The 15,197-nt window shown below is 71.8% G+C and carries 7 protein-coding genes; 4 read left to right on the top strand and 3 right to left on the bottom strand.

Features of this window, described 5'->3' with window-relative positions; translation table 11 throughout:
- Positions 1-5: 5 nt before the first annotated feature.
- The 3 genes from JYK02_RS29200 to JYK02_RS29190 form a co-directional block, all read right to left on the bottom strand.
- On the bottom strand, positions 6-3,668 hold the full coding sequence (locus JYK02_RS29200; protein WP_207055945.1) for a UvrD-helicase domain-containing protein: 3,663 nt from the start codon (positions 3,666-3,668) through the stop codon (positions 6-8).
- A complete protein-coding gene (locus tag JYK02_RS29195; RefSeq protein WP_207055943.1) occupies positions 3,665-6,910 on the bottom strand; it encodes a PD-(D/E)XK nuclease family protein in 3,246 nt (1,081 codons plus the stop codon). The genes JYK02_RS29200 and JYK02_RS29195 overlap by 4 nt, the downstream gene beginning before the upstream one ends.
- Before the next feature lie 880 nt (positions 6,911-7,790).
- Positions 7,791-8,663 (bottom strand): alpha/beta fold hydrolase, encoded by an 873-nt coding sequence (locus JYK02_RS29190; RefSeq protein WP_207055941.1) that lies wholly within the window; start codon positions 8,661-8,663, stop codon positions 7,791-7,793.
- A gap of 213 nt (positions 8,664-8,876) precedes the next feature.
- Here JYK02_RS29190 and JYK02_RS29185 point away from each other — a divergent pair, with 213 nt between their 5' ends.
- The 4 genes from JYK02_RS29185 (at position 8,877) to JYK02_RS29170 (ending at position 15,193) form a co-directional block, all read left to right on the top strand.
- Entirely contained in the window at positions 8,877-9,785 is a 909-nt protein-coding gene (locus tag JYK02_RS29185; protein ID WP_207055939.1) for a LysR family transcriptional regulator, read from the top strand.
- Between the two features lie 58 nt (positions 9,786-9,843).
- Positions 9,844-10,743 carry a phosphatase PAP2 family protein gene (locus JYK02_RS29180; RefSeq protein WP_242589321.1) on the top strand — a complete coding sequence of 300 codons (900 nt, stop codon included), beginning with the start codon at positions 9,844-9,846 and terminating at the stop codon, positions 10,741-10,743.
- 161 nt (positions 10,744-10,904) lie between these two features.
- Positions 10,905-14,357 carry a response regulator gene (locus JYK02_RS29175; protein ID WP_207055936.1) on the top strand — a complete coding sequence of 1,151 codons (3,453 nt, stop codon included), beginning with the start codon at positions 10,905-10,907 and terminating at the stop codon, positions 14,355-14,357.
- Entirely contained in the window at positions 14,354-15,193 is an 840-nt protein-coding gene (locus JYK02_RS29170; RefSeq protein ID WP_242589320.1) for a CheR family methyltransferase, read from the top strand. Before JYK02_RS29175 ends, JYK02_RS29170 begins: the two co-directional genes overlap by 4 nt.
- The last annotated feature ends 4 nt before the right edge of the window (positions 15,194-15,197 follow it).

Raw genomic sequence — 15,197 nt, 5'->3', positions numbered from 1 at the left:
GCCGCTTAGCACGCGGGAGGGGCCGGGTGACAGTGTTCCGCGAAGCCGCAGTGAAGGGCCTGGCAGGCTGCCTTGTCCCACCCCGGCCACGTCCCCGTGGATTCCGCCTGGGCCAGGGCCCGGACGCCCTCGGCCAGGCGGCGCACCGCCCCGGCGTCGGCGGATCCGGCCGGGAGGAATTCCGGTTCCGGGGACGCGTCCCCCAGGAAGGCCACGCCCACCCGCACCGGCACCCCGTCCCGCACCATCCGGGCCGCCGCCAGGCTCAGGGCCGTCAGCTCATGGGCGCACGAGGCCGGGCCCAGGGGGTGGCGGGCGCCCGGGCGCAGGAGCACCGCCACGGCCTCACCGTCCGGCGACTCCCAGAGCAGGTCCACCGCCCCTTCCACCCTGGCGCCGTCGTCCAGGTCCAGCACGAAGTCCAGGCCCCGGTGGATGGAGGACGCGGGCGCCGCGGCGAGCTGGCGCGCGAAGGGGGTGCCCAGGAAGCGCTCCACGGTGGAGAGCACGTCGCCCAGGTCGTCCTCCTCCGGATCCCGGCCCGCGCTCCGCAGCAGGTTCTCCAGGTGCGCGCGCCGCTCGGAGGCCTCCACGTCCGGCCCCGCGAGCGACAGGTCCACTTCACGCAACAATCGCGTCACGAGCTGGTCCGGACGCTCCACGGGCAGCCAGCCGTCGGATTCGACAAAGAGGGGCTCGGCGCGCGCCGGGGCCTCCCAGGGTTCGGATCCGACGGCGAGCCCCAGCCGGTGGAGGTGGTGGTAGCGGCGCGGGCACGTGAGGAAGTCCTGGACCGCGCGCGCGGTGGCGACCACCGGTGCGTCGTTGAACAGCGCGGCACCGAGCGCCTCATCGGACATGCGCTCTACTGCGGACTCGATGCGGATCCGCGCCTGTTCGAGCTGTTCCTCCGTGGGCGGCTCCGGATCCGCGGGTGGCGGCAACTGCTCCACGTCCACGTCGATGGCGAGCGCCCGCAGGTCCGGATCCGCGTCCAGCCGCCGGTCCACGCGATGCCACCACGTATCGGTGCCCGCGCGCTTCTCCTCGCCGCCCGACAGCACGAGCAGGTCCTTGGCGCGAGTGAGGGCCACGTAGAGCAGGCGCAGGTATTCGGCGTCCTCGCGGGCCTTCAGCTCGGCGCGCACGGCCTCGAAGCGCTCGGAGGTGAAGGTGTCCAGCGAGTCCGGCATCCAGGGCTTCAGGGCCAGGCCGAAGGAACGCTCGAAGTACGCCCGCGCGGAGGTGGTGCGCCGGCGGCCGCCCATGCCGGGCACCACGACCACGGGCCACTCCAGGCCCTTGGCGCGGTGGATGGTGAGCAACTGCACGGCGCGAGGGTCCCCTTCATCCAGCAGGTCCGCCTGCGCTTCGTTGGGGTCGGAGTCCGCCAGCTGGCGCAGCTCGCGCGCGAAGGCCACGCAGCCTCCCGTGCCACGCTCGTCCCTGCGCGCCGCCAGCGACAGCAGCTTCTCCACGTTGGCGCTCGCCTGCTCCGCGTACGGTGAGCCCGCCAGCGCCTCGCGATACCCCGTCGCCTCCAGCGCGGCCTGCAGCAGGGCATGCACCCCCAGCCGGTCGCGCTCCCGCCGCAGCACGGGGATGAGCTCCAGGAAGCGCGCGAGCCGCGACTGCTCGCGCGCGGACATGGCGGCGCGGACCTCCGGATCCACCAGCCGGGGCGAGCCGAGCGACAGCGGCAGGTCCCCCGCCAGCCGGAACAGCGATGCGTCCGACAGGCCCACCAGCGGCGAGCGCAGCACCGCGGCGAACGCCAGCGCGTCGTCCGCGTCCGCGAGCAGCGCCAGCAACGAGGCGAGGTCGCGCACCTCCTGGGCCCCGTAGAAGCCCCGGCCGCGCAGCACCCGGTGCGGCACGCCGTGGCGGATCAGCGCCTGCCGGTACTCCTCCAGGTGCGTGAAGGTCCGGAAGAGCATGGCCACGTCACCGCCGCGCGCGGGGCGCAGGCCCTTCTTGTCCTCCGCCATGACGGTCGGCGGAGCACCCGGCGCGAGCATCACCCGCAGCCTGCGGGCCACCGCGTCCGCTTCGTACTCGCGCAGCTCCGGGGCCGTGTCGGCCTCCGGCAAGGTGATCCGCTCCACCACGGGCCCGTCGGCCAGCTCCGGGCGCGTGGGGGACAGGTCGTCCGTCTCGGGTTCGTAGACGACCTCGAAGGGACGGGGCGTCGCCTCCTTCGCCACGAGCAGGCCCGCGAAGGCGCGGTTGAAGAACGACAGGACGCCCGGCAGCGAGCGGTAGTTGTTCTGGAGGAAGCCGCGCATGCCGCCCTCGGCTTCGATCTTGTCCGCGAGGACCTTGAACACGGACACGTCCGCGCCACGGAACTCGTAGATGGACTGCTTGCGGTCACCCACCGCGCACAGGAACGCGGGCTCCAGGGGCAGCGAGGCAACGAGGTCCGCGTCCGGCGCCAGCTCACGCGGACCGCCCTCGCGCTTCTCCGACAGGAGCAGCACCAGCTCCAGTTGGAGCCGGTTGGTGTCCTGGAACTCGTCCACCAGCAGCGCGCCCAGCCGCTCCTGTGTTTGTTGACGGAACTCCGGATGGTCGCGCAGGAGGTCGCGCGCCTTCACCAGCAGCGAGGTGAAGTCGAACACGTTGCGCCGGATCAGCTCCGCGTCGTGCCGCTCCTCCACCTGGGTCAGGAGGTTCCGGAAGGTCTCCTCGAAGGGCGCCGTGCGCCACGCGGCGTAGGCATCCTCCAGCCGCCGCACGGAGCCGTCGCTCTTGCCCTTCACCTTCCAGAGCAGCTCCTTGAGGCACGCGCCCGCGCCCTTGCGCAGGTTGACCAGGTTGCGCGGCTCCGACAGCAGCACGTTGCGCAGCGTCGGGAAGTGGGCCGGCTGCATGAACGTGTCCGGCGTCATCCCCTTCAGCGGGGGCTCGCACGCGTTCAGCAGGTTGCTCCACTCGCCCTTGGTGTCCTGGGCGCGGGCGTCCAGGCACAGGCGGCGGCAGTCCTCGATGAGCGCTTCGAGCTGCGCCTTGTCCGCCACGCCGTCGCCCACGCGCGCCGTGGCGGCCTTGAGGCCCTCCTCGCGCATCTTGCCGTAGACGTCCATCAGCGCGGCCACGAGGCCGTCGGAGAACCCGGAGCCGGAGAAGCCCAGCTCCGCGCACAGCTCGCGCACGCGCGCGTCGCCGCCCTCCAGCGCGTCGAGGACGACGCGTTCGGTGACGTCCTCCAGCAGGCCCGCGGCCTCCAGTTCGTCCAGCACCTCGAAGGCGGGATCGATGCCCACCGCGGGCGGCGCGCGGCGCAGGAGCTGACCGCAGAGCGAGTGGAACGTGCCCACCGTCGCGGCGCCCAGCTCCTCGCGCACCTTGCGCCAGGCATCCTGCGTGGGGAACGGGCGCTCCAGCCTCGCGAGCGACGCGCGCAGGTCCTTCTCCGCGTCGTGCGGGACGTCTCCCTGGGCCAGCGCGTCCAGGCGCTCGCGGACGCGCTTGCGCATCTCCGCGGCGGCCTTGTCCGTGAACGTGAGCATGCACAGCCGTGAGGGACGCAGCGGCTCCGCCTGCCGCGCTCCCGCGAACAGGTGCAGCGTCATCGTCACCAGGCTGTACGTCTTGCCCGCGCCCGCACCCGCCATCAGGGCCAGGTTCTTCTCCAGCGCGAGCATGTGGGGCGCGGTGTCGCTCATCCGCTCCCCTCATCCGAGATGCGGCGCTCGGTGATGCGGCACACCGCGCGGTAGCCGCACTTGCCGCAGTCATTGGGCCGGGCCGGGAAGTCGCCCTTGCGCAGGCGCCGCACCAGGTCCTCCACCGCGTTGGGCAGGTTGAGCCCGGCGGACTCCGCCACGCGCTGGCGCACCTCCGGGTCGGTGGACAGCAGGTCCTCCAGCTCCGCGGCCGGCAGCACGGAGGACAGGTGGATGGCGTCGCCCGTGCGCAGCGAGAACCACGCCGCGTTCTTCGCGCCCACGTGGCCGGCCACGCGCGCGGCGTAGAGGTACAGCGGGAGCTGGAAGTCCGAGCGCAGCAGGTTCTCCTTCAGCGTGCGCTTGTCCAGGCGGCCCGTCTTGTAGTCGATGACGCCCACTTCCGTGCCGGCCGTGTCCAGCCGGTCGATCTGCCCCTCGAAGACGATGGCGTCATCCGCCACCATCAGCTTCACGTCGGCCCAGCGCTTGTCCTCCGCGGCCGGGCCGAAGCGCAGCTCGAAGCCCTCGGGCACCAGCGGGTCGAAGGGCAGGCCGCGCCGCTGATCCGTGAGGATGCGCCGGACCATCGCGTGGGCCTTCTCGCCCGCGAGCTTCCACAGCTCGTGGTGGCCCACGTGGTTGAGCTCCGCGAAGTGGCGGCTGGCCTTCTTGACCGCCTTCTCCAACACGTCGTCGGGGATGTCCTCCGGCGCCTGCCCCAGGAGCTTCTTCTCCTTGAGCGTCTGGAAGACCTCCTCCATCACGCGGTGCCAGAAGGTGCCGCGTCCGCGGGCGTCGAACTCCTCGCTGGCCACCACGGGCTCGGCCACCTTGAGGCCGTACGCGATGAAGCCCTGGAAGCCGCAGTTGCCGAACTTCGACAGGGCGCTCGCGGACAGCGGGCGCTCCAGGCCGAAGTGGAACGTCTCGCGCAGCTTCTGCTCCAACAGGGGACCCTGCACGCCGCCGGTGAACTCGCCGGGCAGTTCGTCCTCGCGGCCGAAGAAGCGCAGGCGCGCGGCCTCCATGTGGGCCAGCTCGCGCGCGGTGCGGAACCAGTCGTCCGTGCCGAAGCGGTCCTTGAGCAGCGCTCCCGCGGGGTCGGGCTCCGTGACGCGCAAGGTGGGGAACGACAGGCCCGCCAGCGCCTCCAGCGCCACGGTGCGCCGCAGCTCCGACGGCGTGAGCACCTCGTCCAGCGGCAGCACGGGGGGCAGCGTGCGCGTGGCCCACTTGTGGCCGGTGAGCCTGCGCACCTCCTCGAGGAACGCGGACGGCACCTGCTCCTGTCCACCCGAGGCCTTCACCGCGAACGACAGGCTCAACGTGCCCTCCGCCGCCGCGAGCGCGCTGGCGAAGAGCAGCCGGTCCTCGGTGAGGCGCCAGGGTGCACGGTCGTCGAACTCGCCGCCGGTGAGGCGGAAGACGTCGCGGGTCAGGTGCTGGTTGAGCGCCACGCGCTCCGCGTCCCCCAGCAGCGGCGACGGCGGATCCCGTCCGGGGAGCCGGCCTTCGGTGAGCCCGGCGACGAAGAGGTGGCGGAAGGTGCGGCCCGGAACCTCGGCCAGGTCCAGCACCTCCACCGCGCCCGTGGAGGGGCCTCGCGCGGGCAGGTGCACGTCGCGCAGCGCGTCCGCGAGCCACCGGCCCAGCACGCGCCGGGTGATGCGCGGGCCTCCACCCACGGCTCGCAGCGAGCGCAGCAGCGCTTCCATCCGCTGGCGGAAGGCCGCGAGCGCCGCGTCGTCCCGGGCCCGCGCGTCCTCGATGCGCGCGCCCAGTGCGCCGGCCTCCTTCGCCTCCATGGGCCCCGCGGAGTCGAGCAGGCCCAGCCGCTCCACCACCTTCCACCACGCGGAGACCGACTCCGCGGCGGGGGCCTCCTGGGGGATGTGGCGGCACTCGTCGATGAGCCGCATCACGCGGTCGCGCAGCGCGCGCACGGCCATCACCTTGACCGCGTCCTCCTTGCGCTTGCCGCCCTGCGCGGCCATCCGGCGCGCGAGCCCGTCCAGACGCACGTCGTAGGCGCCCTTCCCTCGCGTGGCGCCCAGGCGGTCGTCCCGCGCGGCGGCGAGCGCGAAGAGGGTCGCGGGCGCATCCGGGCCTCCGCGCGACAGTGACGGCACGTAGCGGCTGGAGACGAGCTCCGCCACGCGCTCCGCCGGGAAGCCGTCCTCCGTCAGCACCGGCAGCTCCAGCGCCAGCCGCACCGGCCCCGCGAGCGCGAGCGGCTCTCCCCAGGGCAGGCGCACCGGCACGCCCAGGTCGCCCAGGGCCTCCGCGAGCCAGCCCGATTCCGGCCCCAGGTCGCGGTACGCGATGGCGATGTCGCCCGGCGCGCTGCCCGAGTCGATGAGCCGCCGCACGTCGCGGGCCACCACGCGGGCCTCCTCGCGAGCGGACGTCGCGTTCCACACGGACAGCCCGTCCACCGCGCCCTTGAGCACGTCTCGCGCGGCGCGGGGTGAGAACAGGTGCCGTCCCAGGTCCGTGAAGGGCCGGCCCTCGAAGGTGACGTCCGCCTTGAAGAGGTCGACGTGGGGCATCGTCTCGCCCCGGTTCTCGAACGCGCGGAACAGCGCCGCGAGCGCCGCGTCCGCCACGGGAGAGCCGCCCACGGGCGTCTCCACGCGCAGCGACACACGGCGCGCCTCGCACGCCGCGGCGAGGCCCATCAGCAGCTCCAGCTTCGACGGGCGCACGTCGTAGACGCCATGGAGCACGAGCCCCGTGACGCCGTCCCAGCCCGTGGGCCACGCACCCCGGTCGAGCGCCTCACGCGCGCCCCGGAGCACGTCCTCGCGGTCCGCGAGCCCCAGCTCCGCGAGGCGCTGTTCGTACAGGTGATAGAGCCGCGCGAGGACGCGTGCGCGGGTGCGGCGCTCTGGCGGCAGGACCTCGGCGGCGTCCTGGAGTTCGCGCGGGGAGAGGCGCCCGGCCTTGAGGTCCAGCAGCACGTCCGCGGCGGCGCGGGCGAAGGCGGGCTCGCGCACGTAGTCGCCGAACGGCGTGGGGCCCAGCGTGGTGCCCAGGCCCGCCACCACGGCCCGGGCCGTCATCGCGGGACAGGGCCGCCGGTTGAGCTCGCGAGCCCCACCCAGGGCGTGGACGAAGTCGTCCCACGTGAGCAGGTGGGTCCCCACGGCGATGCCCCGCGCACGCCGCTCCGCCCGCAGGGCAGCCTGGCGGCGCGCGGCATCGGGGAAGACGTGGAGTGTGCGGCCAGGGCGGGACATGCGGGGCGAGGACTCTAGAACGGCCAGGGGCGCCGTTTTCATGCTCCTTTGAGGGCATTCCCACACCCTGGCCCGTAGTCCGCCCGCCTGCTGCCCTCGGAACCCGGGAAGTCCGAGGACACAGGCCTTCCTCCCGACCTGGACAGCGCTGTTCAGCCCGAGGACTCCCGAGTCTTGGGACCTGCGTGCTGCCGGCTGGGAAAAGAGGACTGCCCCTGTGAGCCCTCATGGGCGGCGCACCCCACGAACTGGTCCGACTGTCGGACCAGTTTGGAAGGACGGGGGCAGGCACATGCAGCCTCGTCGGAGGCGAGCCAAGGAAACTGGTCCGACTGTCGGACCAGTTTGGAAGGACCGAGGCCGGCACCCACATGAGCCAGGAGCCGCCGCAATGGTGAGCCGAGGAAACCTGTCCGACAGTCGGACCGGGCGTGGAACCCCCAGGCCAGTGCCCACCGGGGCCGGGAGCTTCGGCAACGGCGGACGCCCGAAAACCAGTCTGACCGTCGGACAGGTTTGGACCACCGGAGAGGTTTACCCGTCGTGGCTGAGATCCTCCGCGACAGCGAAGCCGTCAGACCGGTCCGAGAGCCCGACTGACTGAACGACCTGGGCTGGTCCCCGCTTGGCCAGGTGCCTCCGCGGCGGCGAGCCAAGGAAACTGGTCCGACTGTCGGACCAGTTTGGAAGAACCGAAGCCGGTACCCGCCTGGGCCAGGTGCCTCCGCGATGGTGAGCCGAGGAAACCTGTCCGACTGTCGGACAGGTTTGGGACCATTGAGGCAGGCATCCGCGGCGGCCGTGAGCTTCGGCGACGGCGGCGTCGCGAGAACCTGTCCGATCAGCACCTGAAGGGGCGGTGGACCGCTTTGCGGTCGGATCAGCGCGCGGTGAGGAAGGTCTCCACCTCGCTTGCGAGCAGCGCGGGGGCGGTGACGTGGGCCACGTGTCCCTGGCCCGGCAGCACGCGCAGGGAGACTTGCGGGAGCGTCTTCGCGAGTGCGTGGGCTGGCTCCACGAGGAGCACGTGGGGGCTCTGGCTTCCCAGGAGCACGAGGGTCTTGGTGTCCACCGCGCTGAAACGATCCACGCCCAATGGGAGGTCCGCCACCGCGCTGACTTCCCGCAGGAAGGTCTCCATCATGCCGAGCTGCTTCGCCCACTGGGGCGTCTGACGGAAGGCTTCGAGTTGCTCCGGCTTGAGCATCCGGAAGATGTGGTGCTGCGCGGCCACGAGCGCCGCGTCCGGTCCCTCGCGCTTCCAGGTCGTCCGGACGAGGTCCACGGATTCGCGCGCGATGCGCTGGGAGACGGGGAACGGGGGCTCATAGAGCACCAGCCTCGCCGGAGGCCTTCGTGTCGCCGCCTCCAGCGCGAGGATTGCGCCCAGCGAGTGGCCGAACAGCGAGGCTCCCGGCCCGGCCTCCTGCATCAGCGCGAGCACGTCCTCCACTTCGCGCTCCAATGCATACGCCGTCCCGTCCGCGCTGGCGCCTCGCCCACGCCGCTCCAGCACGAAGTTCGTGAAGCGTGGGGACAGCCGCGATGCGACGTCCCTCCAGTCGTCCCAGGTGCTCAGCGTGCCGTGGACCCAGACGAGCGCGGGTCCCTGGCCCTGCCGGAAGTAGGACAACGAGGTCCCGTCCGCGGAGGTGAACCGGTGCTGCGTGAAGGCCGCTGGCCCCAGCTTGTTCACTTCGTCCGAAGACGCGCGTGAGCCAGTAGCGGACGGGGGCGTGCATCCCGTGAGCATCAGCGCGGCGCCCGCGGTCAGGACTCCTCGACGCGAAACCGCGGACGGGCTTCCCGTGTCTCCGGCGGATGATTGTGCATTACAGGGCTTGGACATGGCGTGTGCTTCCTTTCGCCAGCATTCATGCGGTGGAAAAGACGTGCGCGAAATGACGCTGCCTGCCATTTCACCCGGGACACCCGTGTCCTGAATCATGGAGCCCTGGAGGAACGCATGGAGAGCCTGTCCGCCATCGGCGTCTTCGCTCGCGTCGCGGAGACCGGCAGCTTCGCCTCCGCGGCCCGCGCGCTGGGCATCACGCCTTCCGCCGCCAGCAAGAGCGTGGCCCGCCTGGAGGAACGCCTGGGCACCCGCCTCGTCCAGCGCACCACGCGGCGCATGCACCTCACCGAACAGGGCGCCCGCTTCCACGAGCGCTGCGTGCGCGCCCTCACCGAACTGCGCGACGCCGAGTCGGAGCTCGCGCATGCCGTGCGCACGCCTCGCGGCCGTGTGCGCGTCTCCGTCCCGGAGATGCTCGCCCTGCGGCTCATCATCCCCAACCTCCAGCGCTTCCGCCGCGAGTACCCGCACCTGGAGCTGGACCTGGACGTCAACGACCACCTGGCCGACATCGTCGGAGACGGACTGGACGCGGCCGTGCGCTGCGGCGAGCTCACCGACTCGCGCCTCATGCGCCGCCGCCTGGGCCCCAAGCGCTTCATCCTCTGCGCCTCCCCCGCCTACCTCCAGGCGCACGGCACGCCGCGCTCGCTCGACGCGCTCCAGGAACACGACTGCATCCGCTACCGCTTCGTGTCCACCGGCCGCGTGGAGTCGTGGGCCCTGCGCCAGCCCGCGGGCGCCCCCGCGCCTCGCATCCCGGAGACCTTCGTCTTCAACAACAGCGAGGCCGTCACCCACGCGGCCCGGGCGGGCTTCGGCATCGCCCAGTTCGTGGAGCTGATGATCCGCCCGGAGCTGGAGGCCGGCACTCTGCGCCCCTTCCTCCGTGAACACTCCCTGGAGCGCGGCGCGCTGTGGCTGGTGTGGCCCCAGGCCCGGCGCACCCCACCCAAGGTCAAGGCCCTGGGCGACTTCCTGGCGCGGCTCGTCGAGGAGGACGAGGCCGGGGCTCGCTGAACCCCACGCGGCCTGGATTGCCGTGAAGGGGCGGAGCGCCCTTATGCTCCGCCGCCCCATGCTTGCCTCCTACCGGACCCTCGTCACCTTCTGCCTGCTCCTGCTGGCGCCGCTGTCCCCCGCCGCCGCGCAGGACACCTCCTCGGATGCTCCGCGCGCGCTGCGCTTCAACTGGACCCGCGACGGCATCCTCACCGGCACCGCGGGCGTGCTGTGGATCTCCAGCGAGTCGGTGTTCAAGGACAACCTGGCCCCGGCGCAGTGCCGCTGGTGCGACCGCGCTCCGGACGGCACCGACCGGCTCAACCGCCTGGACCGCTGGGGCCGAGGCATCGCGGGCGAAACGGAAGCGTCCCGCAGGCGCGCGGACACCTGGAGCAACGTCCTGGGGTTCGCGGGCCTGCCGCTGGCCCTGCTGGGTACCCAGTACGCCGTGGGTCACAGCAGCGGCGCGTCCCGCGAGTACTTCGCCCAGGACGCCACCATCATGGTGCAGAGCGCCGTCTTCGCGTCCGTCGCCAACCAGGCGGTGAAGTTCGCCGTGGGCCGCGAGCGCCCCTTCGTCCACGTCCTCTCGGACGAAGCCAAGGGCCTCACCGCGCACCCCACCGACAACAACCTGTCCTTCTACAGCGGCCACACCAACCTGGCCTTCTCCCTGGCCGTGTCCGCCGGCACCGTGGCCTCCCTGCGCGGCTACAAGCACCAGGGGCTCATCTGGGGGGTGGGCCTGCCGCTCGCCGCTGGCGTAGGCCTGCTGCGCATGGGCGCGGACAAGCACTACCTCTCCGACGTGCTCACCGGCGCCGTGCTGGGCACCGCGTTCGGCCTCGCCGTGCCCCTGCTCCTGCACGGGCGCGTGGACGACGACGTTCATCCGGCCGCCACCCGGGCGTCTTCCGTGTCGCTCAACCCGATGGTGGGCAGCCAGATGGTGGGCCTGTCCGGGGCCTTCTAGCCACTCGCGCTTCCGGCCGCGCACAAGCCGACACTCGGGCGGTCACGGTTCCCAGACGCACCCGGCCGCCATGGTACGGAACCCGTTCACCTTCGTCGGACGGGTCCTTCCGTGCGCTTCATCCTGACTGACCTTCCCCCGCGCTCCCCGGGGCGGTGCCCATGAGCCCGCCCCCGGTGAAGGACAGCCCGCGCGTCGAACGCTTCGGGCCCGCGCTGCCCCCTTCCACGTTCACGGGCTTCGCGCTGGCGGCGCTGGCCGTGCTCGCCATCGCCCTGCTCTCCTACCGCACGCTCCAGACGCGCGCGTCCACGGGGGAGCTGGTGACGCACACCTTCTCCGTCATGGCGAAGCTGGAGGAGCTGCTGTCCACCGTGAAGGACGCGGAGACGGGCCAGCGCGGCTTCCTGCTGACGGGCGGAGAGAGCTACCTCAGCCCCTACACCGTCGCGAAGAGGACGCTGCCCACGCAGCTCGCGGAGCTTCGCGCGCTCGTCGCCGACAGCGCGGTGCAGCGGCAGCGGGTGGACCGGCTGGAGGGCGCCATCACGGAGAAGCTGGCGGAGCTGCAGGAGACCGTGGACCTGCAGCTGCGGGGGGAAGGCCGGCAGGCCATCGCCGTGGTGAAGGAGGACCGCGGCCTGGACGCCATGCGCACCATCCGCGACACCGTGGACGAGATGAAGCTGGAGGAGCGCACGCTGCTCACCCGGCGCTACGCGGAGTTCCAGTCGTCCGCGAACCTGTCCCTCGCCGTCACGCTGATCGGCTCCGGGCTGCTGTTCGTGCTGCTCGGCGTCGCGGCGTACACCGCCGCGCGCGACTTCCGCGCCCGCGCCATCGAATCCTGGCTCCAGGCCGGCCAGGCCGCGCTCTCCCTCCGCATGCAGGGCGAACAGCGGCTGGACCGGCTGGGCGAGAACATCCTGCGCGTCCTCGCCGACACGCTGGACGCCCAGGTGGGGGCGCTCTACCTCGCGGACACGACGAACCGCTTCCGCCGCGTCGCGGGCCACGCCCTGCCTCCGGAGCTGGACGCGCGCAGCGAGCACCTGGCCCCCGGCGAAGGCCTGGCCGGACAGGCCCTCAAGGACGGCCGCGCCTTCCACCTGCGCGACGTGCCGGAAGGCTACCTGCCCATCGCCTCCGGCCTGGCCCGGGGCCGCCCCCGCCACGTGCTCATCGCGCCCTCCCAGGTGGACGGACAGGTCAACGCCGTGGTGGAGCTGGGCTTCCTGCACCCGGTGCACCCGTCGGACCGGGAGCTGCTCCAGCGGGTGTCGGAGGCCATTGGCGTCGCGGTGCGCGCCTCGCACGACCGCACGCGCCTGGAACAGCTCCTGGCGGAGACGCAGCGACAGGCCGAGGAGCTCCAGGCCCAGCAGGAGGAGCTGCGCGTCTCCAACGAGGAGATTGAAGAGCAGAGCCGCATCCTCAAGGAGTCCCAGTCGCGGCTGATGACCCAGCAGGCGGAGCTGGAGCAGACCAACGCGCAGCTCGAGCAACAGGCGCGCCTGCTGGAGAACCAGCGCGACAGCCTGGTCCTGGCACAGGCCACCCTCACGGAGAAGGCCACGGAGCTGGAGCGCACCAGCCGCTACAAGAGCGAGTTCCTGGCCAACATGAGCCACGAGCTGCGCACGCCGCTCAACAGCTCGCTCATCCTCGCGAAGCTGCTGGCGGACAACAAGGAGGGCAACCTCACCGCTGAACAGGTGAAGTTCGCGCAGACCATCGGCGCCGCGGGCAACGACCTGCTGGCCCTCATCAACGACATCCTGGACCTGTCGCGCATCGAAGCAGGCAAGATGGAGGTGCAGTGGGAGTCCGTCGGCCTCCAGCGCTTCGTGGAGAACCTGGAGCGCACCTTCCAGCCCGTGGCCGGGCAGAAGGGCCTGCGCTTCACCACCACCCTCGCGCCGGACGTGCCTGCCACGCTGGAGACGGATCCGCAGCGGCTGGGACAGGTGCTCAAGAACCTGCTCGCCAACGCCTTCAAGTTCACGGAGGCCGGCGAGGTGGCCCTCACCGTCGCCGCTCCGGAGCCGGGACGCGTGACGTTCAGCGTGCGCGACTCCGGCATCGGCATCCCGCGCGAGCTCCAGGGCCTCATCTTCGAGGCCTTCCGTCAGGCTGACGGCAGCACCCACCGCAAGTACGGTGGCACCGGCCTGGGCCTGTCCATCTCCCGCGACCTGGCGCGGCTTTTGGGTGGCGACGTCACCGTGAGCAGCGCACCCGGCGAAGGCAGCACCTTCACCGTCACCCTCCCCCTGCGTCCGGGCACCCCGCTGCCCGTGGTCCGTGAAGCGCCCCCGGCCCCCGCCGCCGTCCGGCCCGTGGCCCCGCGCGCCGAGACCCGGCCCGAGCCCCTGGCCTCGCCGCCGGCCCTGGAGGACGACCGCGAGCGGATCACCCCCAGTTCGCGCGTGCTGCTGGTGGTGGAGGACGACGCCCGGTTCGCGCTCGTCCTGCGCGACCAGGCCCGGGAGCTGGGCTTCCTGTGCGTCATGGCCTCCACCGCCACGGATGGCCTGGCCGCCGCGCTCCGCCACACGCCGCACGCCATCATCCTGGACATGAACCTGCCGGACCACTCCGGCTTCACCGTGTTGGATCAGCTCAAGCGCGACCCGCGCACGCGCCACATCCCGGTGCACGTGCTGTCCGCCTCCGACCGGACGCGCGAGGCGCTGGAGCTGGGCGCGGTGGGCTTCGCGCTCAAGCCCGTGCAGCGCGAGCAGTTGCTGGACGTCTTCCGCACGCTGGAGACGAAGTCCACACCGGGCCCGCGCCGGGTGCTGGTGCTGGAGGACGACCCCCGCCAGCGCGAGAGCCTCCAGAAGCTGCTGGAGACGGAGGGCGTGCAGGTGGAGGCACTCTCCACCGCGCACGCCGCGCTCCAGCGGCTGCGCGAGCAAACCTTCGACTGCATCGTGATGGACCTGCAGCTGCCGGACCTGAGCGGCCATGACTTCCTGGAGCGCATGGCCGCGGAGGAAGCCGTCTCCTTCCCGCCCGTCATCGTCTACACCGGGCACACGCTCAGCCGCGACGAGGAGCAGCGCCTGCGCCGCTTCTCACGCTCCATCATCATCAAGGGCGTGCGCTCCCCGGAGCGGCTGCTGGACGAGGTGACGCTGTTCCTGCACCAGGTGGAGTCGCACCTGCCGCCGGAGCACCAACGCATGCTCCAGGCCGCGCGCGACCGCGAGTCCACGCTGGAGGGCCGCCGCATCCTCGTGGTGGAGGACGACGTGCGGAACATCTTCGCCCTCTCCAGCGTGCTGGAGCCCCGGGGCGCGAAGGTGGAAATTGCCCGCAACGGCAAGGAGGCCCTGGCCCTCTTGACGAAGAGCCTGGCCCAGCCCCAGCTCGCGGTGGACCTGGTGCTCATGGACGTGATGATGCCGGAGATGGACGGCATCACCGCCACGCGGGAAATCCGCAAGCAGGACGCGTGGCGCAAGCTGCCAATCATCGCGCTCACCGCGAAGGCCATGCGCGACGACCAGGAGAAGTGCCTCCAGGCGGGCGCCAACGACTACATCGCCAAGCCGCTGGACGTGGAGAAGCTGCTGTCGCTCTTGCGCGTATGGATGCCCAAGGGATGAGGCCGCGAATGCTCGACGTGGCGTCGAAGGACTTCGACATCGAGCTGCGGCTGCTGCTCGAGGCGCTGTACTTGAAGTACCACTACGACTTCCGGGGCTACGCCGCGTCGTCGCTCAAGCGCCGGCTGGCGCAGGCCGCGGACCACTTCGACTGCGCCACCCTGTCCCAGCTCCAGGACCGCGTGCTGCATGAGCCCGCGCTGTTCCCCGCGCTGCTGGACTACCTCACCGTGCAGGTGAGCGAGCTGTTCCGCGACCCGTCCTACTACCGCGCCCTGCGCGAGCACGTGGTCCCGGTGCTGCGCACCTACCCGTCCCTCAAGGTGTGGATCGCCGGGTGCAGCACGGGCGAGGAGGCGTGGTCGCTCGCCATCCTGCTGCGCGAGGAGGGGCTGCTGGAGCGCACGCTCATCTACGCCACGGACATCAACCCCAGTGCGCTGCAGCGCGCGGAGGCCGGCGTGTACGCGGTGGAGCGCATCGCGGCCTTCACCCAGAACCACCGGCTGTCCGGCGCGCGCACGTCGCTGTCGGACTACTACACGGCCGCGTACGGCGGCGCGGTGTTCGACCGTTCACTCAAGGGGCACATCGTCTTCTCCGACCACAGCCTGGCCACCGACAGCGTGTTCGCGGAGGTGCAGCTCCTGTCGTGCCGCAACGTGCTCATCTACTTCAACCGCGAGCTGCAGGAGCGCGCGCTGGGACTTTTCGCGGAGTCGCTCTGTCACAAGGGGTTCCTGGGGCTGGGGGCGCGCGAGTCGCTGCGCTTCTCCTCGCACGAGGCCACGTTCACCCCCGTCGTCCCCGAGGACCGGCTCTACCAGAAACGCTAGAGGC

The sequence above is a fragment of the Corallococcus macrosporus genome (assembly GCF_017302985.1).
Lineage (GTDB): Bacteria > Myxococcota > Myxococcia > Myxococcales > Myxococcaceae > Corallococcus > Corallococcus macrosporus_A.
This window is presented reverse-complemented; position numbering and strand designations above follow the sequence as displayed.